The 25,694-nt window shown below is 38.0% G+C and carries 20 protein-coding genes and 3 tRNA genes; 18 read left to right on the top strand and 5 right to left on the bottom strand.

Annotated features, from left to right (window positions below):
- Positions 1-75: 75 nt before the first annotated feature.
- Positions 76-1,008, bottom strand: a complete 933-nt coding sequence (locus tag C8P65_RS03175) for a malate dehydrogenase (RefSeq protein ID WP_107781252.1) — start codon at positions 1,006-1,008, stop codon at positions 76-78.
- Positions 1,009-1,194: 186 nt separating this feature from the next.
- On the opposite strand from C8P65_RS03175, the gene bioD reads away from it, so the two are divergent.
- From bioD to porW, 10 genes are all read left to right on the top strand, one after another.
- On the top strand, positions 1,195-1,809 hold the full coding sequence (gene bioD / locus C8P65_RS03170; RefSeq protein ID WP_107781250.1) for a dethiobiotin synthase: 615 nt from the start codon (positions 1,195-1,197) through the stop codon (positions 1,807-1,809).
- Between the two features lie 228 nt (positions 1,810-2,037).
- Entirely contained in the window at positions 2,038-3,825 is a 1,788-nt protein-coding gene (gene argS, locus C8P65_RS03165; protein ID WP_107781248.1) for an arginine--tRNA ligase, read from the top strand.
- Between the two features lie 125 nt (positions 3,826-3,950).
- A tRNA-Gly gene (locus tag C8P65_RS03160) sits at positions 3,951-4,023 on the top strand.
- 30 nt (positions 4,024-4,053) lie between these two features.
- Positions 4,054-4,139 (top strand) — tRNA-Leu (locus C8P65_RS03155).
- Between the two features lie 204 nt (positions 4,140-4,343).
- A tRNA-Gly gene (locus C8P65_RS03150) sits at positions 4,344-4,416 on the top strand.
- A 351-nt stretch (positions 4,417-4,767) separates the two neighbouring features.
- Entirely contained in the window at positions 4,768-6,477 is a 1,710-nt protein-coding gene (locus C8P65_RS03145; protein ID WP_107781246.1) for a DUF262 domain-containing protein, read from the top strand.
- Positions 6,478-6,500: 23 nt separating this feature from the next.
- Positions 6,501-9,353: a carbamoyl-phosphate synthase large subunit gene (gene carB, locus C8P65_RS03140; RefSeq protein ID WP_107781518.1), complete on the top strand. Its 2,853-nt coding sequence runs from the start codon at positions 6,501-6,503 to the stop codon at positions 9,351-9,353.
- 588 nt (positions 9,354-9,941) lie between these two features.
- Complete coding sequence (locus C8P65_RS03130; protein WP_107781242.1) at positions 9,942-11,495, top strand: reverse transcriptase domain-containing protein; 1,554 nt, start codon at positions 9,942-9,944, stop codon at positions 11,493-11,495.
- A 400-nt stretch (positions 11,496-11,895) separates the two neighbouring features.
- Positions 11,896-12,600 (top strand): slipin family protein, encoded by a 705-nt coding sequence (locus C8P65_RS03125; protein ID WP_107781240.1) that lies wholly within the window; start codon positions 11,896-11,898, stop codon positions 12,598-12,600.
- Positions 12,601-12,671: 71 nt separating this feature from the next.
- Positions 12,672-15,161, top strand: coding sequence for a type IX secretion system periplasmic lipoprotein PorW/SprE (gene porW, locus C8P65_RS03120; RefSeq protein WP_107781238.1), 2,490 nt, complete (start codon positions 12,672-12,674; stop codon positions 15,159-15,161).
- A 48-nt stretch (positions 15,162-15,209) separates the two neighbouring features.
- On the opposite strand, the gene C8P65_RS03115 is transcribed toward porW, so the two are convergent.
- The 3 genes from C8P65_RS03115 to C8P65_RS03105 all read right to left on the bottom strand — a co-directional run bounded on the left by C8P65_RS03115 (position 15,210) and on the right by C8P65_RS03105 (position 18,100).
- Positions 15,210-16,430: an aminotransferase class V-fold PLP-dependent enzyme gene (locus C8P65_RS03115; RefSeq protein ID WP_107781236.1), complete on the bottom strand. Its 1,221-nt coding sequence runs from the start codon at positions 16,428-16,430 to the stop codon at positions 15,210-15,212.
- Between the two features lie 125 nt (positions 16,431-16,555).
- The gene (locus C8P65_RS03110; RefSeq protein ID WP_009391197.1) at positions 16,556-16,912 is read right to left on the bottom strand and encodes a DUF6567 family protein; all 357 of its coding nucleotides are present in this window, start codon (positions 16,910-16,912) and stop codon (positions 16,556-16,558) included.
- A gap of 48 nt (positions 16,913-16,960) precedes the next feature.
- Positions 16,961-18,100, bottom strand: a complete 1,140-nt coding sequence (locus C8P65_RS03105; RefSeq protein ID WP_107781234.1) for a SpaA isopeptide-forming pilin-related protein — start codon at positions 18,098-18,100, stop codon at positions 16,961-16,963.
- A gap of 496 nt (positions 18,101-18,596) precedes the next feature.
- On the opposite strand from C8P65_RS03105, the gene smpB reads away from it, so the two are divergent.
- The 4 genes from smpB (at position 18,597) to C8P65_RS03085 (ending at position 20,186) form a co-directional block, all read left to right on the top strand.
- Positions 18,597-19,052 carry an SsrA-binding protein SmpB gene (gene smpB, locus C8P65_RS03100; RefSeq protein WP_107781232.1) on the top strand — a complete coding sequence of 152 codons (456 nt, stop codon included), beginning with the start codon at positions 18,597-18,599 and terminating at the stop codon, positions 19,050-19,052.
- A gap of 8 nt (positions 19,053-19,060) precedes the next feature.
- Positions 19,061-19,543, top strand: a complete 483-nt coding sequence (locus C8P65_RS03095) for an ABC transporter ATPase (protein WP_107781229.1) — start codon at positions 19,061-19,063, stop codon at positions 19,541-19,543.
- A gap of 66 nt (positions 19,544-19,609) precedes the next feature.
- The gene (locus tag C8P65_RS03090; RefSeq protein WP_107781227.1) at positions 19,610-19,816 is read left to right on the top strand and encodes a hypothetical protein; all 207 of its coding nucleotides are present in this window, start codon (positions 19,610-19,612) and stop codon (positions 19,814-19,816) included.
- A complete protein-coding gene (locus tag C8P65_RS03085; RefSeq protein ID WP_107781225.1) occupies positions 19,803-20,186 on the top strand; it encodes a PIN domain-containing protein in 384 nt (127 codons plus the stop codon). Before C8P65_RS03090 ends, C8P65_RS03085 begins: the two co-directional genes overlap by 14 nt.
- A 56-nt stretch (positions 20,187-20,242) precedes the next feature.
- Here C8P65_RS03085 and lysA read toward each other — a convergent pair whose 3' ends face one another.
- Positions 20,243-21,448: a diaminopimelate decarboxylase gene (lysA, locus tag C8P65_RS03080; RefSeq protein ID WP_107781223.1), complete on the bottom strand. Its 1,206-nt coding sequence runs from the start codon at positions 21,446-21,448 to the stop codon at positions 20,243-20,245.
- A gap of 110 nt (positions 21,449-21,558) precedes the next feature.
- On the opposite strand from lysA, the gene C8P65_RS03075 reads away from it, so the two are divergent.
- From C8P65_RS03075 to radA, 4 genes are read left to right on the top strand one after another with little or no spacing between them, the layout of a single operon-like run.
- Positions 21,559-22,161, top strand: a complete 603-nt coding sequence (locus C8P65_RS03075; protein ID WP_107781221.1) for a M15 family metallopeptidase — start codon at positions 21,559-21,561, stop codon at positions 22,159-22,161.
- 31 nt (positions 22,162-22,192) lie between these two features.
- A complete protein-coding gene (locus tag C8P65_RS03070) occupies positions 22,193-23,383 on the top strand; it encodes a metallophosphoesterase (RefSeq protein ID WP_107781219.1) in 1,191 nt (396 codons plus the stop codon).
- A gap of 21 nt (positions 23,384-23,404) precedes the next feature.
- On the top strand, positions 23,405-24,283 hold the full coding sequence (rfbA, locus tag C8P65_RS03065; RefSeq protein WP_107781217.1) for a glucose-1-phosphate thymidylyltransferase RfbA: 879 nt from the start codon (positions 23,405-23,407) through the stop codon (positions 24,281-24,283).
- A gap of 36 nt (positions 24,284-24,319) precedes the next feature.
- Entirely contained in the window at positions 24,320-25,684 is a 1,365-nt protein-coding gene (gene radA, locus C8P65_RS03060) for a DNA repair protein RadA (RefSeq protein WP_107781216.1), read from the top strand.
- Positions 25,685-25,694 lie beyond the last annotated feature (10 nt).

Raw genomic sequence — 25,694 nt, 5'->3', positions numbered from 1 at the left:
TAATGATTATGATACAAAAAATAGGCTGCCCTTGTTATTAGGACAGCCTATTTTTCTATTATGATTACAAAAATCTTACAACACGCCAGCTAACGCTTTGTTTACTTCGCGTACAGCGGCAGTACTTTCAGCAAATTTTGCTTTTTCAGCATCGTTGAGTTTTACTTCTACAATCTTCTCAATACCGTCTTTACCTATAATTACAGGTACACCTACGCATACGTCTTTTTCGCCGTATTCGCCTTCGAGTAATACTGAGCAAGGGAAAAGTTTCTTTTGGTCGCAAGCAATAGCTTGTACTAAAGCTGAAACTGCTGCTCCTGGTGCATACCAAGCTGAAGTACCCAATAATTTAGTAAGGGTAGCTCCTCCTACTTTAGTATCTTCGGCTACTTGGTTGAGGCGGTCAACTGAAAGGAATTCGGTAACAGGCACTCCGCGGTAGCTTGCCAAACGAGTAAGTGGTAGCATACCACTATCGCTATGTGCAGCGATTACCATACCATCTACGTCTGAAATAGGACTGTTTAGCGCTTCAGCCAAACGATATTTGAAGCGAGCACTATCAAGTGCACCACCCATACCGATGATGTGGTTTTTAGGCAAGTTAGTAGCTTTGTGTACCAAATAAGCCATAGTGTCCATAGGGTTGCTCACTACGATTACAATGACGTTTGGTGAATATTTCACCAACTGTTCTACTACTGATTTTACGATGTTAGCATTGGTACCGATAAGCTCTTCGCGTGTCATACCAGGCTTGCGAGGAATACCAGAGGTAATCACTGCTACATCACTACCAGCAGTTTTAGCATAATCATTAGTTACCCCTACGATACGAGTATCAAACCCGTTAAGAGAGGCAGTTTGCATCAAATCCATAGCTTTACCTTCAGCAAAACCTTCTTTGATGTCAATTAATACTACTTCAGAAGCAAAGTCCTTAATAGCGATGTACTCTGCACAGCTGGCACCTACTGCACCAGCTCCTACTACTGTAACTTTCATATATACTGTTATTTAGGTCGGGAAATGCTCTTCCCGAAGGTTATTTTCGAGCTACAAATGTAGGAACTTTTACCAAATCTTGCAAATTATATTTAAAATATTTTTAACATTTTTTTGTACTGACGATGGTTATTTAATTTTTTACTACTAATTTTGCTTTCTGAAAAATCAAAAAAAACAATCAAAATGAAGAAAAAAGACACTTATTTTGTAGTAGGTATTTCTACCGAAGTAGGAAAAACCATCGTTTCGGCTATCCTTACCGAAGCTCTTGAAGCTGACTATTGGAAGCCCATACAGTCAGGTGATTTAGACAATTCAGACACCGACAAAGTACGCCGACTTATCTCTAACACACGCACTGTTTTCCACCCCAATAGTTATGCTCTTCATACCCCTGCCAGTCCGCACCTTTCAGCTGAATTGGATGGCATTCGCATAGAACTATCTAAGATAGTGCGCCCTGAGACCGACAACCACTTGGTGATAGAGGCTGCTGGTGGGCTTTTTGTACCGCTAAATGAAGACGACACGATGCTAGACCTACTCCGCCCTACCGATAAAATCGTACTAGTATCGCGCCATTACTTAGGCAGTATCAACCATACGCTACTCACTTATGAAGCCTTAAAGCACAGAGGTTTAGATGTGTATGGCATTGTATTCAGCGGTACGCCTAACCCTTCAACTGAGTCATTTATTCTGCATAAAACCCAACTACCAGTGCTACTGCATATAGATGAAGAACCTTATTTCGACAAAAATGTTATCGCAGAATACGCGGGGAAATTTGTCAATTAGCTGATGCTAAATTGATGCTTATTGTTCGCTTATCCTTCGCTTATTGTTCGCTCATCCTTCGGTGTAAGTGTATATAAAAAATATGGGAGAGCTGGGAGGGCTGGGAGGATTGGGAAGGCTGGGAAGAATGAGCAGACTTTTGTGTGTTTGAACTGATTGACCAATCGACAAATTGACAAATTGGCAAATTATTATTACCTTTGCACCTTTAAAACAAAGACAATATCGATGCTTACTTTACAAGACACTTTAAAACAGCATATTATTCAAGCAGTACAGCAGTTGTACCACATTGATTTAGAAACCGTTGAACTACAGCAGACTCGCAAAGATTTCACCGGTGATATTACCCTTGTGATATTCCCTTTATTGCGCCATATCAAAGGAAATCCTGTGCAGATTGGCGAACAAATAGGTGATTATCTGAAAAAACACGCTGGCAATTTAGTTAGCGATTTCAACGTTATTAAAGGTTTTTTGAACCTTGTGATAGCCGACAGTTATTACATCGATTTCTTAAATCAAATCAGAGAAAATAAGCACTTTGGTTTGGCTACCCCCAACAGTAAAGAGGCGATTTTGGTAGAATATTCATCGCCTAACACTAACAAACCGCTGCACTTAGGGCATATACGCAACAACCTTTTGGGGTATTCGGTAGCTGAAATACTAAAAGCTGCTGGACACAAAGTGTACAAAACCCAAATCATCAACGATAGAGGGATACACATCTGCAAATCGATGATTGCGTGGCAACGCTTTGGCAACGGCGAAACCCCTGAAAGCACTGGTTTAAAAGGCGATAAGCTGGTAGGCAACTACTACGTGGCTTTTGACAAGGCTTATAAGGAGGAAATTCAGCAACTGATAGCCGAAGGAAAAAGCAAAGAGGAAGCTGAAAAGCAAGCCCCTATATTTGTAGCCGCTCAGGAGATGTTGCGCCAATGGGAAGCCGGCGACCCTGAAGTAATATCGCTTTGGAAAAAGATGAACGGCTGGGTGTACGATGGTTTTGCGGTGACTTATAAGAATTTAGGGGTAGATTTCGACTCGTATTACTACGAAAGCAACACCTATTTATTAGGGAAGGACATTGTAGAGAGAGGATTAGCACAGGGTGTTTTCTTCAAAAAAGAAGACGGCTCGGTATGGTGCGACCTTACCGCTGATGGATTGGACGAGAAGTTGGTACTACGTGCTGATGGCACTTCGGTATACATTACCCAAGATATGGGAACTGCTACCCAACGCGTGAAAGACTACCCCGATGTAAAGGGAATGGTATATACGGTAGGTAATGAGCAGGATTATCACTTCAAAGTACTTTTTCTGATACTCAATAAGTTAGGATACGATTGGGCTTCGCACTTATACCACCTCAGCTATGGTATGGTAGACCTGCCAAGCGGTAAGATGAAGAGTCGCGAGGGCACTGTAGTAGATGCTGACGACCTTATAGCCGAAATGGAGCAAACCGCCAAAGAGATTTCGCAAGAACTCGGCAAACTCGACGGCTATACCGAAGCGCAAAAAGAAGCTCTATACCACACCATTGGCTTAGGGGCACTAAAATATTATATACTAAAGGTAGACCCTAAGAAGCGCATTCTCTTTGACCCTAAAGAGTCTATCGACTTCCAAGGGAATACAGGTCCTTTTGTACAATACACTTACGCGCGTATACAGTCGATTTTGCGCAAATACACCGAAATGGGAGTCGCAGACAGCACAGCTATGCCTGACACTCTGCACGAAAAAGAGAAAGCTCTGCTAAAAAGTATTACCCTTTTCCCTGCTATTGTACAAGAAGCAGCCGAAGAATACAGTCCTGCTGTGATAGCTAATTACGTATACGACTTGGTAAAAGACTTCAATTCTTTCTACCAGAACGTATCCATCTTAGGTGAAAAAGAGTCGGTGAAGTTGCACTTCAGAGTAGTTTTATGCGAGAAAATAGGCGAAATTATAGCCGCTTCGTTCAAAATGTTAGGAATACAAGTACCTGAAAGAATGTAAGTTAGCTTTTTGAAGCAAAAAAAGTTGTAAAAAAAGTAAGAAAAAATTTGCAGGTATTGAAATTTGTTGTACCTTTGCACCGCAAATGAGAAACAAATCAGCTGCAAACTTACTGAAAAACACAAGCGAAAATAGCTCAGTTGGTAGAGCGCAACCTTGCCAAGGTTGAGGTCGCGGGTTCGAACCCCGTTTTTCGCTCTTTTTTTGTTACTTACATATAACGATGATGCTCGGATGGTGGAATCGGTAGACACGCTGGACTTAAAATCCAGTGGGCAGCAATGCCTGTGCGGGTTCAAGTCCCGCTCCGAGTACGAACAAACAATCATTACTTTCTAACGAGAGTAATGATTTTTTGCTTTTACATAACCTTTAAAAATATTTGACTATGGAAACAGCTGTAACATTTGCTACCTCTGATGTAGGTAAATTAAATCGCCTATTCCAGTAGTAAGTGCAATTTTTCAGGTATAAATTTGCAGGTATTAAATTTTGTTGTACCTTTGCAGCATAAATAAGCGAAAATAGCACAGTTGGTAGAGCGCAACCTTCCCAAGGTTGAGGTCGCGGGTTCGAGACCCGTTTTTCGCTCTTTTTTAATGTGCAGTTATTAATTGTTAAATGAACACCTTTAAGAATATGAGTCAGTTAGCACTCTTTAGTGCTTTGATAGGCAGTACTCGAAAGAGATACGCAGGGCAACAATATTCTTTATTATTATAGTAGCTATATTTTTCTTTTGAAAGATGTAGCTATTTTTTTATGAGGTATCCGAAAAGTTTTATTTCTCCTTTAAAAAGGCTTGTTAATATAATTTAGATTTTTATAACTCTGATTATTAACATCCCCCCCTGCCCCCTTCAAAGGGGGAGAAGTGACGGTCAGCATACACGAAAAACTTTTTAGACAACCTCCAATTCAAAAACAAAATATTTAATTACTATGGATGCTGGAAAAAGAACCATTAATGATATTTTCAATGGGAATCGTGTTTTAGAGATTCCTTTTTTTCAAAGAGCCTATGTATGGGGGCAACCTCAATGGGAACGATTATTAGAAGATATGAAAGATATTACTGAATCTAACAAACCTTACTTTTTAGGATCTGTAATATTAAAACAGCAGGAAACTACCACTGGGGCAAGAATTGGAGACAAAAGAACTGTGATAGATGGACAACAAAGGCTCACTACACTTAATATTTTTTTTAAAGTACTATGCTTAAAAACAAATGAAAATTCTACATTCGATAGAAGTTTTAAGTTAAGAGATAATAGCAATGCCTTATTACATAACCACAATGATATTAAGGCATTCAATGAAATATTAGCACTAACAGAGTTAAAAGATTTAGAAGGTGAAAGCAACATTACTCAAGCCTATAATTACTTTAAAGATAATTTAGTTCCAAATAAACTCAATTTAGATAGTATCCTTTCAAACGTATTGTTTGTAGGAATAGACCTAAGCCAAGATGAAGATGAGCAACAAATTTTTGACACAATCAACTCGTTAGGAGTTAAACTTACTACTGCAGAACTCCTTAAAAATTATTTTTTCAATAGAGATGATATTGAAAAATATAATGAATATTGGAAAGAAGTTTTTGAGAAAGACGAGGAAACCAAAAATTATTGGGATAGAGAAATAATTGCAGGTCGGTTAAGAAGAACATTTATTGACCTATTTTTCTTTGCCTATCTACAAATAAAAATTCAAGAGACTGATTTTAAAGTAAAAGCAGAAGATAAGGATGCATATGCAAAAGTAGAGCATCTTTTTGAATCTTATAAAAACTTTATAAAGAGCTATCTTAATGATAATAAGGAAGCTATTTTATCAGAGATAAAAGAATATGCTTTGCTATTTAAGAAAAACTTCAACTACGAAATATTAGGAGAAGAGCTTACCCAAGATTTTGGAATAGACCGTATTAATACTATTATTTTTGGGTTAGACACCACTACATTAATACCTTATACTCTTTATATTCTTAGAAACATTTCGGATGAGACAACTAAGAATGAGTTATTTGGTATTATTGAAACCTACATAATGAGAAGAATGATTACTCATTCTAACACTAAAAACTACAATCAGTTATTTACTGATAAGTTGATAAATAATAGAGTTTTATCTAAACAAGAGTTTTTAGATTATATAGAAAAAAGAGATGATAAAGTAAACTTTCTTCCTACTGATGATGAACTTGAAAAAGGCTTTAACACATCTATATTGATTAACAAACAATCAGCAGGTATACTCTATCTTATAGAATCTAAAATTAGAAATGAAAAAGATTCTACAGCTCTTTTAGGAATAAACAAGTATAGCTTAGAACATTTAATGCCTAAGAAATGGAGAAATAATTGGGATAAACTATCTTCTAAAGAAAGTGAGATAAATAGAGATCGTAAATTATTAACATTAGGTAACCTAACGATTATAACTCAATCTTTAAATTCATCTATAAGAGATAGTAAATGGGAAGATAAACTAAAAGGAAAAAATAAAAAGGGAGGATTGATAGAATATTCAGGAGGACTTAAGACTATTAGTCAATTCTTAGAATATCCTGAATGGGATGAAAAAACAATAGAAGAAAGAGCTTTATTCTTATATGAAAAAGCTAAGCAAATTTGGAAAAAATAAAAACACAGCAATATCTATATAAAATGCCAAGAAGAAACGACCTACATTGTGTTCTGCTCATAGGATCAGGACCTATTATCATCGGACAAGCCTGCGAGTTCGACTACTCAGGCTCGCAATCATTGCGCTCTTTGCGCGAAGATGGTATCAAAACCATACTTATTAACTCTAACCCTGCTACCATTATGACAGACCCCTCTATGGCGGATGTGGTCTATCTGAAACCTCTCACTACTAAATCATTAGTGGAAATTCTAAAAGCTCACCCTGAAATAGATGCTGTACTCCCTACAATGGGCGGACAAACCGCTCTGAACCTTTGTATTGAGGCTGATGAAAAAGGTATCTGGAAAGACTTTGGGGTTGAAATCATCGGGGTAGATATTGATGCCATACAAATCACTGAAGACCGCGAGAAGTTCCGGATACTGCTTGACCAGATTGGTATCCCAATGGCACCGTCTGAAACAGCTACTTCTTTCCTCAAAGGAAAAGAAATCGCACAACGCTTTGGTTTTCCGTTAGTAATACGTCCGTCTTTTACTTTGGGCGGTACAGGAGCTTCTATCGTCTATAAAAAAGAGGATTTTGATATGCTCCTCAATCGCGGTTTGGAAGCCTCGCCTATCCACGAGGTGCTTATCGATAAAGCCCTTTTAGGCTGGAAGGAATACGAGCTCGAACTTTTGCGCGACAAGAACGACAATGTGGCCATTATCTGTACCATTGAAAATATGGACCCTATGGGTATCCACACGGGGGATTCTATTACTGTAGCTCCTGCGATGACTCTATCTGACCGCACTTTCCAACGTATGCGCGATATGGCTATTAAGATGATGCGTAGTATAGGCGATTTTGCCGGCGGTTGCAATGTGCAGTTTGCGGTATCGCCTGATGAAAAGGAAGATATTATCGCTATTGAAATTAACCCACGTGTATCGCGCTCTTCGGCTTTGGCTTCTAAGGCTACAGGTTATCCTATTGCTAAGATTGCTACCAAACTGGCTATTGGCTATCATTTAGACGAATTGCAAAACCAAATCACTAAATCCACTTCCGCTTTCTTTGAGCCTACATTGGATTATGTGATTGTGAAAATACCGCGTTGGAACTTTGACAAGTTCGAAGGTTCTGACCGTACTATTGGCTTGCAAATGAAGTCGGTAGGTGAGGTAATGGGTATAGGGCGTTCTTTCCAAGAGGCATTGCAGAAAGCAACTCAATCGCTTGAAATCAAACGCAATGGTTTAGGGGCAGATGGCAAAGGCTATAAGAACTACGAACAGATTATTGAAAAACTAACCTACCCCAGCTGGGATAGGGTATTCGTAATATACGATGCGGTACAGATGGGTATTCCGTTAAGCCGCATACACGAAATTACCAAGATAGATATGTGGTTCCTCAAACAATATGAAGAACTCTGTGCGCTCGAAAAAGAAATATCTCGCTACAAGATAGACACCCTACCTAAAGAACTCCTTTTTGAAGCCAAACAAAAAGGGTTTGCCGACCGACAAATAGCTTATATGCTGGGCTGTTGGGAGAGTGAGGTACACAAGAAGCGTGAGGAACTGAACATACGTCGTGTGTTTAAATTGGTAGACACTTGTGCTGCTGAGTTTAAGGCACAGACCCCCTACTACTACTCTACTTTTGAGGCTCCTATACGCACCGCTGACGGCAAGGAATATGTAGCTAACGACAGCGTAGTAACCGACCGCAAAAAGGTGGTAGTACTCGGTTCAGGTCCTAATCGCATAGGGCAAGGTATTGAGTTCGACTACTGCTGTGTGCACGGGGTATTGGCTGCTGAAGAGTGCGGTTATGAAACCATAATGATCAACTGCAACCCTGAGACTGTTTCTACCGACTTTGATACGGCTAACAAACTCTATTTTGAGCCTGTGTTCTGGGAGTACATCTATGATATTATTCAACACGAAAAGCCAGAGGGAGTAATTGTACAGCTTGGCGGACAAACAGCCTTGAAATTGGCTGAGAAATTAGATAAATATGGGATTAAAATTATAGGTACTAGCTTCCAGTCGCTTGACTTGGCAGAAGATAGAGGTAGTTTTTCAACCCTGCTGAAAGAGAATAATATTCCTTATCCTCGTTTTGGTGTGGCTGAAACCGCTGATGAGGCGCTCAAACTTGCTGATGAACTTGACTTTCCGCTACTCGTGCGTCCTTCGTATGTATTGGGTGGGCAAGGTATGAAGATTGTTATCAACAAAGAAGAGTTGGAAGCACACGTAGTAGACCTCTTACGCAAGATACCTAACAACAAACTACTACTCGACCATTATCTCGATGGCGCCATAGAAGCTGAAGCTGATGCTATTTGTGATGGCGAGAATGTGTATATCATTGGTATTATGGAGCATATAGAGCCTTGTGGTATTCACTCAGGCGATAGTAATGCTACCTTGCCACCATTCAACTTGGGTGAGTTTGTGTTACAACAAATAAAAGACCATACTCATAAAATAGCCTTAGCACTAAACACGGTAGGGCTTATCAATGTGCAGTTTGCTGTAAAAGACGATGTGGTTTATATCATTGAGGCAAACCCACGTGCCTCTCGTACGGTGCCATTTATCTCTAAAGCTTACCAAGAGCCGTACGTAAACTACGCTACCAAAGTAATGCTTGGCGAGAAGAAACTCACTGATTTCCATTTCAATCCGCACTTAGAGGGCTTTGCTATCAAGCAACCTGTGTTCTCGTTCAACAAATTCCCGAATGTAGATAAGAAGCTAGGACCTGAAATGAAATCTACTGGCGAAAGCATCTTGTTTATAGATAGCCTTAAAGATGATGCTTTCTATGAGATTTATACGAGGAGGAAGATGTATCTTTCAAAATAAAGAACTAAAAGGGCAAGCCTAGGCTTGCCTTTTTGGTTTTTAGTTGTATATTTGCAGAGATTTTAGAATACAAGGTTGAAAATATAAGAGTAGTGAAATAGCCGAACTATTGTGTTTTTTGGTTAGGAGAAATCCTATAGCCTTATATGAAAAACTATAAGGGAAATGTCATTTCATAGAGACAAACCTCAAGAGAAATAATTCTACTTTGAGCAAGTCCAGCTAAGGTTAATATCTTAGATATGATATACATAACTTTCATAATGTTAGGTTTAGCACGAATGTGCAAATATAGCATTAATATTTCATAGAGACAAACCTCAAGAGAAATAATTCTACTTTGAGCAAGTCCAGCTAAGGTTAATATCTTAGATATGATATACATAACTTTCATAATGTTAGGTTTAGCACGAATGTGCAAATATAGCATTAATATTTTTCTACCCAAATAGAAGACGGAGTGATATATTGACAGCTTTTAATTGATTGATATATCGTATTAGCATACATGGTTCTAGAAGATAGTGTTATCTTCTTAAAAAGCACGGCTCCGCATTTGGATTTCACTACTCTTTTTATAAAGAAAACATGAGAAAAAACAAGAAGGATTGGTTTAAGTTAAAAAAATACCCTCATATAGGAAGACCTATTTCTATTAAAGATAAAAAAAGGGTAATGTCTTATATACTTAGTCCTGAGAATATAGCTAAACATTCATTCCTGCCTTTTATCCATAAAACCTCATTAGTCCGTAAGTTTCGTAAGGAATATAATGAGGAAGGAAATCCTATAAAGGCAGAAGGAACTAATAAAATACAAAGAGTAAAAGGTCAGAAAAAAAGAGAACTTTTCTATGCAAGTCATTTAGATTCTCTTATTTTTAGTTATTATTCTTATCAGTTGTCTGATAAATATGAAAAACTTATAAAGGAATATAAATTAGATGAGGTTGTTTGTGCTTATAGAAGTATCTCAATTGATGAGAATAACCCAAATAGCACTAATAAATCTAATATCGAGATTGCAAATGATGCTTTTGATTTAATAAAGAAATATCCTAAAGATTTTTTCTGTGTAATAGCTTTTGATATTACTAGTTTTTTTGATAACTTGGATCATAGAATATTAAGAGAAAAGTGGGAAGAAGTTCTTTCTGTAGATAAATTACCTATAGATCATTTTAATATATACAAAAACATTACACGTTTCAGTTATGTAGATTTAGTGGATATATTCAGTTTTTTTCAAGGTAGTATCCTGACACAAAAAATAACAACTAGGGGAATACAACAGCCAGTTAAAAGAAAGAAGATTAGCAAGATAAAATTCTTAAGGAATCAAAATGCAATAGCTTTCTGTGAAAAAAAGGAATTTCTTAAGGTAAAACATAAATTAGTTCATTCGTTTAAAACTATTAAAAAAGGAGACCAAATTATACCAAGAACATTTGGGATTCCACAGGGCTCCCCCATTAGTGCTACTTTAGCAAATATCTATTTAGTAGATTTTGACAAGGATATTAATAGTTATATTGAAAAGATTGGAGGGCATTATAAAAGATATTCAGACGATATTATTGTCATCTGTACTTATGAATACAGAAAGGAAGTTTGTCATTTTGTAATGGAAGAGATTACAAAGTATAAATTAGAGATACAAGAGGCAAAAACTCAAGTATTTGAATTTAAAAGAGAGAATAATAAATTAACATGTGCACAAATTTTTGAGGATACTATTAATAGAAATAAAAATCTAACATATTTAGGTTTTGAATTTGATGGCGAAAGTATAAGATTAAAAAAATCAAGTCTTTCAGGGTATTATAGAAAAATGAAAAGATATATAAGTAGAGCAAAATTTTATTCTTATAAATATGAAGAGCCAATTTTTAGAAGGCGAATTTTAAAAAAATTCTCTTACAAAGGAGCCAAAAGAAATAGAAAAGTAGTATGGAATGAGGCAGAAAAAAGGCTATATAAATATGATACATATAATTATGGGAACTATATAACTTATGCAAAAAAGGCTATAAGTAGGATGTCTAATAATAAGATTAATAATCAAATAAAAAAACACTGGAAAAATATCAATAAATTACTTAAAGATTGCCATAAACCTATTTTAAAGAAAGTTCTTCACTAAAAAATTGTTTGTTTTAATTCAATATATTTTGAGCTTTCTAAAATAATAGGAACTTACGAATTGTCATATCCTATTATGCTCCGTTTATTTTTATTCCTTTTCCTTGTATAGTATTAGCACAATATTCAGAAATAAGGAACAGATTTAGAAAAACAAACCGCCACTTATTATATAAACCGTCTTCCCCTCATAAAATAAGGTATTGCGGAATAACTAAAGGGGAATGACTCCATTGTATTTATTATTGGGAAGAAAGATAAGACAGAGCTGCAGCTCACTCTAAACAAAGTTTGCAAAACCGAGGATACCGCCTTTCGCTCTTTTGAAAGGCTTAATCGGGTTTTCCCTCTGTTTAGAGGTCTTCTCTTTCTTATTTTATTAACTTATTAATCGTATTTATATGTTTTACAAAGAATTAGAGGTAGCTCCTAACTCTGTGGGACTCCTCTTCAAAAAGAATGTTTTTCAGCAAGAACTATCTGCGGGTATTTATAAATTTAGTCCGTGGGAGAAAGTGCATATTATCTCACTATCGCAAAAATTAAGAAGTGTAAGGGTGGTAAATCAGGAGGTACTGACCGCTGATAATATCGCATTACGCTTTTCTTTTTACTTGGCTTACAAACTCGATAATACTAAGCTATTTGTAGATAATTTCGGGGTTGAAGCCGATAATTTTGCCGTAGCTGAACAGCAAATAGTAGCAGTTGCACAGGTATTACTACGTCAAAAAATCGCCACTTTCAGTAGCGAAAAACTAAATGAATGTCGCAATGACATCACTGACTTTAAAGAGGAAGATTTTTGTAACGAAGTGGCTACTTTGGGGCTTAAAATAATAAAAGCACAGCTGATAGATATCACCTTCCCTAAAAGTGTACAAGACCTCTTCTCGCGAGTATTAGAAAGCAAAATACGCGCTACCTCCGAGCTCGAAAATGCGCGTACAGCTGTAGCTACTGCCAGAGCCCTTAAGAACGCTTCAGAACTAATGAAAGGCGATGAGAATATTAAGTTTTTCCAATATTTAGAGACTATCACCAAAATAGCTGATAAGGGCAAACATACCTTTGTAATAGGCGAAGTCCCTACTGCTAAAATATAAAAAGTTAGTGTTAGGATTTCGTATTTTCAAAAAAAAGTAGTACTTTCGCCCATTCTTTTATAGCTAACAATATGAAAAAAGCCTTACAATACTGTTCGTTTATTCTTTTTGCTACGCTACTCATCATCGCTTGTACGCCTAATGCCAATACTTATTACAACCGCCAGCTACAGCCAATTGTTACTAAATACAATGTGTTGTACAATGGCGAAGAAGCCTACGCCAAAGGGCTAAACGAGTTGCGAAATAAGTATCAAGACAATTTTAGCGAGATACTGCCAGTAGAGCCTATCGGTATGAGCGGCAAAGTGCAAGTAGGAGGAATGGAAAATCCTAACTTTGAACGTGCTGAAGAAAAAGCTATTAAAACTATTCAGCGCCACTCTATGGTCTTCAATGGGATACAACGCAACTACAAAATTGATGATGCGTATATGCTATTAGGGCAATCGCGTTATTATAACGAACGCTTCTTTCCTGCTTTAGAGGCTTTTAACCACTTACTTACTAACTACGGATTTAGCGAGCGCATACCAGAGGCTGCGGTATGGGCTCAGAAAACTAATTTGCGATTAGGAAGAGACAAAGTGGCTATTGATAAGCTAACAGAACTACTCAGAGAAACTCCTAAAATACGCCGTAACGACAAGGCTGAGGCTTATGCTACCTTAGGGCAAGCGTACATCAACCAAGAGCAGTATCCTGCAGCTGCAGAGGCTCTCTACCTCGCTGGTAAATACACTCGCAACAAGGCATTGCGCGGGCGGTATTACTTCATTGCTGCCCAATTATATGAAAAACAACACCAAAAAGATTCAGCTGCAGTAGCTTTTGAAAAGGTAGTAAAGCAAAATTGGAAAATACCACGTAAGCTATGGGTAGAAGCGCAAGCTGGAAAGGCGCGTAATAAGACCTTTACTCCTGAAGAAAAAGCAGCGTTTTTAGCTTATCTGCAAAAACTTGAGAACCGCTACGAGCACAAAGACTTCCTTGATGTGCTGTATTACACTCACGCCGACTTAGTAAAAGACCCTAATAAACGATTGGCAACTGACTACTACCGTCAATCACTATTGCACAACAAAGACAACAATCCGTTGAAAGCTAAAGCTCACACTCGGCTTTCGGAATTGTACTTCGACCAAAAAGATTATATTGGGGCTTACCAACACTTAGATAGTACTCTTACTTACATTCCTGAAAACACTTTTGAGCATCTATATGTGCGCCGCAAAAAGGACAATTTGGCTAAAATTGCTGAATTAGAATTTGTGGTGAAGAAGAACGACAGCGTGCTAAAGGTAATAAAACTACCCGAAGCAGAGCGCCGCGCTTTCTATCAAAAACATATCGACTCGCTACAACAGCTTGCCGCCCTTAGAAGTCAGAAAACTAAGAATGTCAAAAATGCTAATTTAGGTTTAGGCTTTACTATGCCTACAGCCGATGAACAAAAAGGTGGTAAATTCTACTTCTATAACCCTCTGACTGTAGCATACGGAAAACAGCAATTCGAGCAGTATTGGGGCGATCGCAAGTTAGAAGATAACTGGCGCTGGTCAGCTATGAACAATAGCACGATATCTAACCTCAGCGCTACAACCACTACTCAACAGGTAGCAGAAAAAGAGGTAGATACTCCTGATAATTACCTCAGCAAACTGCCTAAATCCGAAGCTGAAATCAGTAAGCTAACGGCAGACCGCAATGAAGCGCTGTATCAATTAGGGGTATTATACCGCGCCAAGTTTAGTGAGAATGAATTGGCTATACAGCGTTTAGAGCGATTGCTTTCTCTACAACCTACTGCCGACTTAGAGGTAGCTGCCCTATACGAACTACAGAAAAACTACACCGATGTACATAGCCCTAAAGCGGAAAGTATCAAGGAGAAACTTTTAGCAAACTACAGTGGCACTGATTATGCTAAACTATTGCAAGGAGGTGAAACTACTAAGCAAGAACAAAACAAATTGGCTCAGCAGTTTTTAGACTCGCTTACAGCTGAATACAATCGGAATGAGATAGTAGCCGTAGCCGAGCGTCTGCAAAATGAAGCTATCAACTATCGCGAAACAGCTCTTGCACCTAAAATAGCCTTGCTACAAGCCAAAACTACTGCTCGTTTAGAGGGAATCACTGCTTATCAACAACAGTTACAACAGCTCGTAACTAACTATCCAGCTACTGCTGAAAGCGAAGAGGCTAAAAACCTATTAGAGGAACTGAAAGACATAGAGAAAGAGACTTTTGTAACTGACGATAAGGCAACCAGCTGGAAGGTCATCATCACAGGCACTACTTCTGAAACACGTGCTCAGCTGAAAGACGCTCTTACCGAGAAACTACAAGCTATCTCGGCATCGCTTAGTCTTTCTGCCGACCTGTACAACGCACAAGAAACGTGGTGGGTAATTCACCACTTGCGCGATGCTTATACCGCTCATAGCCTTATTGAAGAACTGAAAGATTTCTTAGCGACTCATAAGCTCTCAGCAAAGGCTGTACCTACTGAAAACTACCGTTTAATACAAATACGAAAAGAGAAACTACCTGATTAGTATTACTATACAAAAAAGGGAACAGCGCTGTGTTGTTCCCTTTTCTTTTTAGCTCAGCATCTGCTGGGCTTTTTTAATTCCTTCTATAAAAGTATCTATCTCTTCAAACGTGTTATACACCGCAAAGCTAGCGCGTACAGTACCCGGTATCTGGTAGTAATCCATTATAGGTTGAGCGCAATGATGCCCCGTACGTACAGCTATGCCCAACTTGTCTAAAATAGTACCCACATCATAAGGGTGCACCCCTTTCAGATTAAATGAAATAACCGCTGTGCGCTTGCTCAAATCTTCATTGCCATAGAGCACTATTCCCTCAATCATTTTTAGTTTTTCGATAGCATACACTAACAACTCGTGTTCGTAGGCGGCTATTTCAGTCATACCCAACGAATGCATATAATCAATAGCTGCCCCAAAAGCAATTCCTCCGCAAATATTAGGCGTACCCGCTTCAAACTTATAAGGCAAATCAGCATAGGTACTCTTCTCAAAACACACTTCTTTTATCATCTCACCTCCTCCTTGATAAGGTGGTAGTTGCAACAACAACTCTTCTTTGCCATATAGTGCCCCTACCCCCGTAGGCCCGTACATCTTATGCGCTGATACTGCATAAAAATCTACATCTAAGGCTTGCACATCGGGTTGTAAGTGAGGGGCTGCCTGAGCGCCATCTGCCAAGACTACCGCTCCTACCCTATGTGCCTTCTCGATGATAGCCTCTATAGGGTGAATGTTGCCCAAAGCGTTCGATACGTGTTGCACACTCACTATTTTAGTACGCTCGCTAAGCAGCTGTTCGTATGCTTGTAGGTCTAATACCCCTCGCTCGTCCATAGGTATTACCTTTAGTGATGCCCCACTGCGCTGACAAGCTAATTGCCAAGGCACTATATTGCTATGGTGCTCAGAAGCTGACACGATTACCTCATCGCCAGCTTTCATCAGCGCTCCATAGCCGCTGGCTACCAAGTTGATACTGTGGGTAGTACCAGCTGTAAAAAGAATTTCAGACGACTTGCGAGCATTAAAATGTTTTTGTACTTTGATACGAGCCTGCTCATATAGGTCGGTCGCCTCCTGACTAAGGGTATGCACCCCTCTATGAATATTAGCATTCTCATAAGAATAATACGCTATTATCGCCTCAATAACCTGCATAGGTGTTTGAGAAGTAGCCCCATTGTCAAAATAAATAAGAGGTTTATGATTGATAATGCGCCGCAATATAGGAAAGTCAGCGCGTATTTCGTTGATAGATTTCATTTTTTACTTAGTATTTATTGGCAAAGGTAGAAAAATAATAGCAATTGACAAAACAAACAAAAAAACAACTTTACCAAAGTTTTACCCTTTAGCAAAGTTGTTTATAGTTGTTTTATAGTTTGTAACTATTCTGTAAACTCTATTACATCAGCAGAAACAACCACTTTATAGTTAGCCCCCAACAAAAAGCTAAAATAATGTATTTCTACCGTCTCATTAATGACTGCTTTTGATGAGCCTACTAAATTAGCATTTTGCAACATCTTAGCACGAGCCTCTCCTACAAGTCCTGCTTTAGTACCACCGAAACCTAACACATACAAATTAGAAGCTTCACCTTTCACGTGTTCAACTACATTAAAGTTTTTCTTAGAAAGTACCACTTGGGTAGTGTGGTTGTTTAGGTTATGAGTAAGTTCATTAGTAGAACCACAGCTCGCTAACAATAGTGCCAATGCACCAAATAAAAACAGCTTTTTCATTGCTTATAAAAATTAAATTAGTTATGATTTCCAATACAAAATTTAGGATTAAGGGAAAGTAACAGTTAAAATCTCATCACAAGTTACAGTTCCTGTATAGTCTTTTACAGTAGGATAAAGTATATAACCACTTTTTTGTTTTACATTGATATTTTTACTTCCTAAAGAAGTTTCTATTGTTTTAGTACGGCCTCCTTCTACAACATACTGCTCACTCCCTATGGTTACTGTATACGGACTAGTAGAAGTGTTATTAAGTTTTATTTTCCCTTTTGGACGTCTTATCTGTATAGAAACATAATTGTTAGAATCTTTATACTGATAAGGGTTAATACTTGAATTTTTGGTTTGACAATAAGAATATGCTATATATGGAATTTCACTATTCATAGTATCAGTAATTTCAAAAGAGATCTCTCCTACATTATTGGTAAATTTAGTTTCTCCATTAAACTGTACAGCTACATCTCCCTCTCCTAATAGTTTTCGTTGTTCATCTTCAAAAACAAAAATAAGATTCCTTTTATTCGTATTCAAATCAACAGGAAGTACACTACAATTATCATTTGCAGTTATTCTCATTTCTCTAAAGGGAGCGGTATCAAAACTATTGTTATACAGTTTAAGGGTATGCTCTAAATAATCAGTAGGGGTTGCCCATCTATGCGGAGTAAGATAACCTCTTTTACTTTTACTTTTTTCTACCAAAACTTTGTCAGTTTCATCATCAATACTTACATAAACATCTTTATCCCAATAGTTATTGATATCTATAGGTGATATTTTATCAATATGTACATAAATATTCATTTCTTTATTCTTGATATAAGTAACTATATTTTTCTCTTTCTCTATATCAGTTGCGTTATAAAAACAGCCTTCTTTACTCGCTACTACATAATAGATACCATCTTCTAAATTTTCAAACTGAAGATTTCCGTTAGCATCAGTTACCCCTGATACTACTTTGTTTTTTTCTTGCTCTAAATCAGTCTTTGTTTTATACAAAGTAACTGTAACATTAGGAGCTTTATCTGCTATCCCTCTAGTTCCAAATACGGCTCGTGCTGTATTCTCTGTATAGTAAGTGTATACATAAGCATAGCTTGGTAGTTCTTCTTGCTCTTTCTTACACCCCATTACACCAATAGCCATTGCGGCTAAAATAGTTAAAATTACTTTTTTCATTGCTTATAAAAATTAAAATTAGTTACTTATCATTGAGAAAAACACACAAAAAAAGCGCGGTTACATTCCTTGTTACTTATCATAGAAGCCCGACCAAAGGCTGCGCACAAAGTAAAAAGGAATGCCCACGCTTATTAACGTAGGCATTTCCACTTCACTTTCCTTGTGCTAAAAAATATTGGTCGTATTTCTATGATAGGAAAATCGTAAAGCGAAACGCTAATATTATGTCTTTATGTTATGGTTTTTCTGTTTCTTCTAAATAGGATTTAAATGTTTTTTAAAACTTGCGGTAAATATACACTTATTTTTTAATTGCAAAAAATATTTTTTCTTCCGCTCTCCCTCTTTATTTTAGATACACTTACACTATAGGATAAGCGAAGGATAAATACAGAAAAATATAATTACCTAATTAGTAAATCAACAAATTATCAAATCAGAAAAAATTATCAAAAAAAGTTCGTATTTCAAAGAAAAGTACTATCTTTGTACTATGATTCAGAAGACCATACAAATATTAAACAAAAGGGCTAAGTTTGAATACGAAATTCTCGACAAATATCAGGCAGGTATAGTGCTTGTAGGTACTGAAATTAAGTCGATTAGGCTCGGAAAAGCATCTATAGCCGAGAGTTTCTGCGAGTTTAACGAGCGAGGAGAGTTGTTTGTTATCAATATGACGATTGAGGCATACGACTTTGGCACCTATTACAACCATCGCCCTAAAAGCGAACGCAAGCTGCTATTGCAAAAGAAAGAATTGCGCAAACTGAACAAAGAGGTAAAAAACAGCGGACTTACTATCGTGCCTTTGCGACTTTTTATCAATGATAAAGGGCTCGCTAAGGTAGATATTGCTTTAGTTCGTGGTAAAAAGCTATACGACAAGCGTGAAACTATCAAAGACCGTGACAATAAACGGAACTTAGACCGACTAATGAAGAAATAAAATAAAAAATGTATATTGATTTTAAAGAACTTCCAGAAGATGCCCGTGTGTGGGTATACCAATGCAATCGCAGTTTTACTGAAGAAGAACAACAGCAACTGCACGCTCAATTAGAAGCATATCTAAACCAATGGACTGTACACAAAAAAGACATATTGGCTTCGTACGAGTTGCGCTATAATCGCTTTATTATTATTGGAGCAAACTACGGAGCACACGCTGTTTCGGGCTGCTCTTTAGATGCTTTGGTGCGCTTTATACAAGAGCTTGAAGAGCAATATCAGGTTATGCTGCTCGATCGTATGAATGTGAGTTATCGACAAGGAGAACATATCGCTTATAAAAACTTAATCGACTTTAAGAAGATGGTAAAGGATAAGGCGGTATCGGCAGAGACAATAGTATTTAACAACCTTGTCAATACTAAATTAGAATACGAAGAAAATTGGGAAGTGCCTTTGGCTGAAAGCTGGCACAATCGATTTCTTTAAGAAATTTAAAAACTAACGAATTATTTATTATCTTTGCCCCATAGAAACTAATAAAACCATAATATTATGACAGCAACAACCACAACACACACTACCAAAACCACTACCCACAGAGCTACAAGTACCAAAGGCTTAGCACTTGTAGTACCTAAGAAGAAAGCCACTGTTAAAAAGAAAAAAACAATAGAAGAATTAGCTGAAATAGCCCAAAATATTATTAGCAAGTACGATATTAAACCTTTCAATAGAAAAGAATTATATGGTAATTTGTGATACTAACATTATCAGCAAACTTCTCTTTCGAGACCCTTTAGTACTGAAGCAAATAGATATGATAGGGCTGAAGAATATCTATATTACCCCTATAGTATATATAGAAATCATTCATTGGCTTAGTAGTTATAAAAAGTTCACTCGTGAGGACAGAAAGGAAATCAAATCGTTTATGGACTCTCTAAAAATACTCCATACCAATAAAGCTATTTCAGAACTCTCTATTGATATCATCAGAAATGACAACAGCCTTGACTTCCCCGATATTTTTATCGGGGCTACGGGCTTATATTACGGACTACCCATATATACTCATAATCTGAAACACTTCAAACTTATCAAAGATATTATCTTATACGAAGAAAAATAAAAAAATTAGCAAATTACCAAAGGAGTAATTTGCTAATTTTCAAATTTACTAATTTTTTAGATTTCTATTTCAATTTGTCCTCTTACTAAATCGTCAAAGGTTTCAGCTCTGCGGATAAGATGAGCTTCTCCTTTATACCAAAGCACTTCGGCAGGACGTAGGCGCGAATTGTAATTGCTCGACATAGTGTAGCAATAAGCCCCTGCATTGTGGAAGCAGAGTATATCGCCCTCAGTAATTTCGGCTATCTGTCGGTTAGAAGCAAAAGTATCGGTCTCGCACACATAGCCCACTACCGAATAAAAACGCTTGCGCCCTTCGGGATTAGAGATATTCTCTATAAAGTGAGTAGCCCCGTAAAACATAGGTCGTATAAGGTGATTGAAGCCCGAATCGACTCCCGCAAAAACTGTTGAGGTGGTCTGCTTTACTACATTTACTTTCACTAAAAAATAACCTGCTTGGCTTACCAAGAATTTACCAGGTTCAAAAGCCAAAGTTAGGTCGCGCCCATATTCTTGGCAAAAAGCTAAAAAGCGTGCGCTTAGGCGTTCGCCTAATTCTTCTATGTTCGTCTGTATATCTCCCTCCTTATAAGGCACTTTGAAACCACTACCAAAGTCAATAAACTGCAAATCTTTGAAGTTTTTAGCCATCTCGAACAATATTTCGGCTGCGTATAGAAAGACATCAATATCGAGGATATCGCTACCAGTGTGAATGTGTATGCCGTTGATATGCATTTTCGTATTTTCGACAATACGCAGAATATGAGGTATTTGGTGGATACTAATACCAAACTTGCTGTCTATATGTCCCACTGAAATATTGCTATTGCCGCCTGCCATCACGTGTGGATTGATACGGATACACACAGGCACTTCAGGGTGCTTACTACCAAACTGCTCTAAGACCGAAAGGTTGTCGATATTGAGCTGTACCCCTAAGTGCATTGCCTCTTCTATTTCGTCTAGAGAAACTCCATTAGGAGTAAAAATAATCTGCTGAGGGGCAAAGCCTGCACGCAAGCCTAATTGTACTTCCTGAATGGAAACCGTATCGAGTCCCGCTCCTAATTTTTTCATCAGTTTTAACACTGAAATATTAGAAAGCGCCTTCATAGCGTAATTGATACGCAAATGAGGCACGCTGCTAAAAGAAGCTGTAAGTAGCTGATATTGAGAGCTTATTTTATCAGCATCATACACATACACCGGACTTCCGTAGGTATGTGCTACCGATAGTAAATCTTCTATTTTCATCTTATAAATGTGTTACTTAATGAGTTACAGAACTGCAAAGGTAAGATTTTTACAAAAATAGTACTACATAAAATAAAAAAATAGTATATTTGCCACAAATTTAAGACACAATGAAATTAATTATAACATTTTTGTCTACGCTATTGAGCTTTGTGGTGTGGGGGCAGCAATCGGATTTTGTACGATTGAAAGACCTCTCACCCGACTTTGTGTATGAGTTAAAATACGCTACGCCCGACAACTTCCTAAAGCAGGCGGTATACGATTGTGGCGAGTGCTACTTGCGCAAAAGTACAGCTGAAGCCTTAGTGAAGGCAAATGAGGCTTTTAAACAGCTAGGATACCGCATTAAGCTGTTTGATTGCTACCGACCGCTAAGCGTTCAAAAGAAAATGTGGAAGATACTGCCCGGCACTCACTATGTAGCCAATCCCGCTAAAGGGTCTAAGCACAACAGAGGGGCAGCCGTAGACCTTACGCTGGTAGACGCACAAGGCAAGGAACTTAATATGGGGACGCCTTTTGATTTCTTTGGAAAAGAAGCGCATCACACCTATACTCAGCACTCTAAAGAAGTACTTGAGAACCGCAAACTGCTAAAAGAAACACTCGATAAGTTCAATTTTAAGTCGATTTACTCAGAATGGTGGCATTATGAGTACCGCCCTGAGATGCAATCGAAAGTAGAAAACTTTGAATGGCAGTGCAATTAGCCGGTTTATCAATTAAAAATACTATTTTATTATGAAGATACAGCATTATATAGTAAGTTTATGTTTGTTTTTGGGACTTTTCTGTGCTGAAAAGGCTCAGTCGCAAGCACAAACATTAAAGCCTATCATTAGCGAAAAACGCCTAAGCAGTGATACCTCCACCGCAGGTATGGACGGCCCTCATATATATTATACCGGAAGAGGCCCCGAAAAAGTCATTAAATACATCACTGAAAGCGGTAGAGAGAATATGAAAATCACCTCTAAATGGTATTATTCAGGGGTAAAACGAGGTAAAAAACTAAAAACACAAGTAGGACACAAGCATTTTTTCAGCTTCAGATTGAAAAAGGAACTCACCAAGGAACCTGCAGTGTACGAAATGCCTGAAAAGCTAATTGCTATCTCCGATATAGAAGGAGAGTTTGAGGCTTTTCGCTCTTTTCTTATCGCTAATGGGGTGATGAATGAAAAGTATAAATGGACATTCGGCAAGGGGCATTTGGTAACCGTAGGTGACTTTTTTGACCGCGGACTGATGGTAACCCAAACTCTTTGGCTCATCTATCACTTAGAAAACCAAGCAGAAAAAGCAGGAGGCAAGGTACACTTTATTCTTGGCAATCACGACCTGATGAATATGAATAACGATTTTCGCTATGTACGCAAAAAGTATTTCACCAATGCCGAACTGATGAATATCCCTTATATAGACCTTTATAAGCCCAAGACCGAATTGGGTCAATGGTTAGAAACTAAAAACATAGTAGAGAAGATAGGCAACTATGTGTTTGTGCACGCAGGTATTTCTAAAGAAGTAGCTGACCTCAATCTGTCAGTACAAGAGTTGAACGACAAGGCGCGCCGATATTACTTCAGAAACAAAGAAGCTCAACAACAAACAGACAAGACATACAGCACTATTTACAAATTTGGGGTAAGCCCAACGTGGTACAGAGGTTGGGGCAAACAAACCATAGCCCTTGAAGAGGCTGATGAAATAATGAAAAAGTGGAATGTAGGCAAGTTCGTTATTGGGCATAGTCTTCACAGCGAAGTAACTTACCTATTAAACAAACGCGTTATTGACCTCGATGTATCCCACGCTAAAGGAGTGGTACAAGGTTTGCTAATAGAGAATGGCAATGAGTATAAAGTAGATAACAAAGGCAACAAAACAACAATAGTAGAAAACGCTTCTATCCCTGAAGATGATGATTAATAACTAAAAACTAATAAAAAAATGAAAGGAATTATATTAGCAGGAGGTTCAGGCACCCGCCTTTACCCAATTACAAAAGGAGTTTCAAAACAATTACTCCCTATTTATGACAAACCAATGATTTACTACCCTTTATCAGTCTTAATGTTGGCTGGTATTCGTGAAGTATTAGTGATTTCTACTCCTCAAGACTTACCCGGGTTCCAACGCCTTTTAGGAGATGGCAGTAGTTTTGGTATAAATCTGAGCTATGCTGAACAGCCAAGCCCTGATGGATTAGCTCAGGCTTTTATTATTGGCAAAGACTTCATTGGAGATGATGATGTGTGCTTGGTATTGGGCGATAATATCTTCTACGGACAGAGTTTTTCACAAATGCTTACCCAAGCTGTTCACAATGTAGAAAAAGAGCGCAAAGCTACTGTATTTGGTTACTATGTGAAAGACCCTGAACGCTATGGAGTAGCAGAGTTTGATACAGCAGGAAATGTGCTAAGCATAGAGGAAAAGCCTGCGCAACCAAAGTCGAATTACGCAGTGGTAGGGCTTTATTTCTATCCAAATAAAGTAGTGAAGGTAGCCGAGGGAATCAAGCCTTCGGCACGCGGTGAGTTGGAAATTACGAGCGTTAATCAGGTGTTTCTGAAAGATGGAGAGCTAAAAGTGCAGCTTTTAGGTCGCGGCTTTGCGTGGCTGGATACTGGCACCCACGATTCGCTTAGCGAGGCATCTAACTTTGTAGAAACCTTAGAGAAACGTCAAGGACTGAAAATCTCTTGTCTCGAAGAAATAGCCTATCGCAAAGGTTGGATAAGCACTGAAAAGCTACGCGAATTAGCTCAGCCAATGATTAAAAACCAGTACGGACAGTACCTTTTGCAACTGACAATTGACAATTAACAATTTAATAAAAAAACTCCCCTCCTCACCTAAGTTATGGCAAAACTAAAAACAGCTTATTTCTGTCAGAATTGCGGAACCCAATACAGCAAATGGCAAGGACAATGCCACGCCTGCAAACAATGGAATACTATTGTTGAAGAGGTTGTACAGAAAGACACTGCCCCTGTATGGCAAGAAAAAGAGAGCATAAGCAAAAACAAAGCTCCTAAATACATAGCTGTTTCGCAAATCAGCACTCAACAAGAGTCACGCTTAAATAGCAATAACCACGAACTGAACAATGTGCTTGGTGGGGGGATTGTGCCTGGCTCTGTAACCCTTTTAGGAGGTGAACCGGGTATTGGCAAAAGTACGCTATTGCTGCAAATAGCCCTTAACTTACCTTATCGTACCCTTTATGTGTCGGGGGAAGAGAGTGAAAAACAGATAAAAATGCGTGCTGACCGCATTCCACATCATCTTGATAATTGCTTTATCCTAACCGAAACCAAGACGCAAAATATATTTCAGCAGATAAAAGAACTTCTGCCTGAAATTGTGATTATAGACTCTATACAAACGTTACAATCTGATTATATAGAAGCATCGGCAGGAAGCATCTCACAGATAAGAGAATGTACTTCTGAGCTAATTAAGTTTGCTAAGACTACGCATACTCCTGTAATTCTTATTGGGCATATAACTAAAGACGGACAGATTGCGGGGCCTAAAATATTAGAACATATGGTTGATACTGTCCTGCAGTTTGAAGGCGACCGCAACCACGTGTATCGTATCTTGCGCTCGTTAAAAAACCGCTTTGGTTCTACCTCAGAACTCGGTATTTATGAAATGCTTAGCAATGGTCTACGTGAAGTAAACAACCCTTCAGAGATACTTATTTCTAAGACTGATGAGACTATCAGCGGTACTACAATAGCTGCGACCTTAGAAGGTATGCGACCACTGATGATTGAAATACAAGCTCTTGTGAGTACAGCTGTCTATGGCACACCTCAGCGTAGCACTACAGGCTTTAATGCCAAACGACTGAATATGCTCTTAGCTGTACTCGAAAAACGTGCTGGTTTCCGCTTAGGAGCAAAAGACGTCTTTCTTAATATTACAGGGGGTATCACTATTGATGACCCCGCTACTGACTTAGGGGTAGCAATGGCAATACTTTCATCTAACGAAGATATTGCTATTGAAAAGGATGTTTGTTTTGCGGGTGAAGTAGGGCTTGGTGGAGAAATACGACCTGTACAGCGAGTAGAACAGCGCATTACAGAGGCTGAAAAGTTAGGCTTTAATACTATTTTTATTTCTAAATACAACAAGATAGCCCTTAAAAACACTAAAATTAAGATTGTGAAAGTCGCCAAAATAGAAGATGCTATTGGTGAACTTTTTGGATAAGAAGACTTAT

The organism is Capnocytophaga leadbetteri (genome assembly GCF_003054025.1).
Classification (GTDB): domain Bacteria; phylum Bacteroidota; class Bacteroidia; order Flavobacteriales; family Flavobacteriaceae; genus Capnocytophaga; species Capnocytophaga leadbetteri.
The sequence above is the reverse complement of the archived record's forward strand: the minus strand, read 5'-3'. Positions and strand labels throughout refer to the sequence as shown.

What these genes read in the sequence shown, in the direction of transcription:
- C8P65_RS03175 (WP_107781252.1), bottom strand. Translation starts at nt 1,008, where the DNA reads ATGAAAGTTACAGTAGTAGGAGCTGGTGCAGTAGGTGCCAGCTGTGCA.
- bioD (WP_107781250.1), top strand. Translation starts at nt 1,195, where the DNA reads ATGAAGAAAAAAGACACTTATTTTGTAGTAGGTATTTCTACCGAAGTA.
- argS (WP_107781248.1), top strand. Translation starts at nt 2,038, where the DNA reads ATGCTTACTTTACAAGACACTTTAAAACAGCATATTATTCAAGCAGTA.
- C8P65_RS03145 (WP_107781246.1), top strand. Translation starts at nt 4,768, where the DNA reads ATGGATGCTGGAAAAAGAACCATTAATGATATTTTCAATGGGAATCGT.
- carB (WP_107781518.1), top strand. Translation starts at nt 6,501, where the DNA reads ATGCCAAGAAGAAACGACCTACATTGTGTTCTGCTCATAGGATCAGGA.
- C8P65_RS03130 (WP_107781242.1), top strand. Translation starts at nt 9,942, where the DNA reads ATGAGAAAAAACAAGAAGGATTGGTTTAAGTTAAAAAAATACCCTCAT.
- C8P65_RS03125 (WP_107781240.1), top strand. Translation starts at nt 11,896, where the DNA reads ATGTTTTACAAAGAATTAGAGGTAGCTCCTAACTCTGTGGGACTCCTC.
- porW (WP_107781238.1), top strand. Translation starts at nt 12,672, where the DNA reads ATGAAAAAAGCCTTACAATACTGTTCGTTTATTCTTTTTGCTACGCTA.
- C8P65_RS03115 (WP_107781236.1), bottom strand. Translation starts at nt 16,430, where the DNA reads ATGAAATCTATCAACGAAATACGCGCTGACTTTCCTATATTGCGGCGC.
- C8P65_RS03110 (WP_009391197.1), bottom strand. Translation starts at nt 16,912, where the DNA reads ATGAAAAAGCTGTTTTTATTTGGTGCATTGGCACTATTGTTAGCGAGC.
- C8P65_RS03105 (WP_107781234.1), bottom strand. Translation starts at nt 18,100, where the DNA reads ATGAAAAAAGTAATTTTAACTATTTTAGCCGCAATGGCTATTGGTGTA.
- smpB (WP_107781232.1), top strand. Translation starts at nt 18,597, where the DNA reads ATGATTCAGAAGACCATACAAATATTAAACAAAAGGGCTAAGTTTGAA.
- C8P65_RS03095 (WP_107781229.1), top strand. Translation starts at nt 19,061, where the DNA reads ATGTATATTGATTTTAAAGAACTTCCAGAAGATGCCCGTGTGTGGGTA.
- C8P65_RS03090 (WP_107781227.1), top strand. Translation starts at nt 19,610, where the DNA reads ATGACAGCAACAACCACAACACACACTACCAAAACCACTACCCACAGA.
- C8P65_RS03085 (WP_107781225.1), top strand. Translation starts at nt 19,803, where the DNA reads ATGGTAATTTGTGATACTAACATTATCAGCAAACTTCTCTTTCGAGAC.
- lysA (WP_107781223.1), bottom strand. Translation starts at nt 21,448, where the DNA reads ATGAAAATAGAAGATTTACTATCGGTAGCACATACCTACGGAAGTCCG.
- C8P65_RS03075 (WP_107781221.1), top strand. Translation starts at nt 21,559, where the DNA reads ATGAAATTAATTATAACATTTTTGTCTACGCTATTGAGCTTTGTGGTG.
- C8P65_RS03070 (WP_107781219.1), top strand. Translation starts at nt 22,193, where the DNA reads ATGAAGATACAGCATTATATAGTAAGTTTATGTTTGTTTTTGGGACTT.
- rfbA (WP_107781217.1), top strand. Translation starts at nt 23,405, where the DNA reads ATGAAAGGAATTATATTAGCAGGAGGTTCAGGCACCCGCCTTTACCCA.
- radA (WP_107781216.1), top strand. Translation starts at nt 24,320, where the DNA reads ATGGCAAAACTAAAAACAGCTTATTTCTGTCAGAATTGCGGAACCCAA.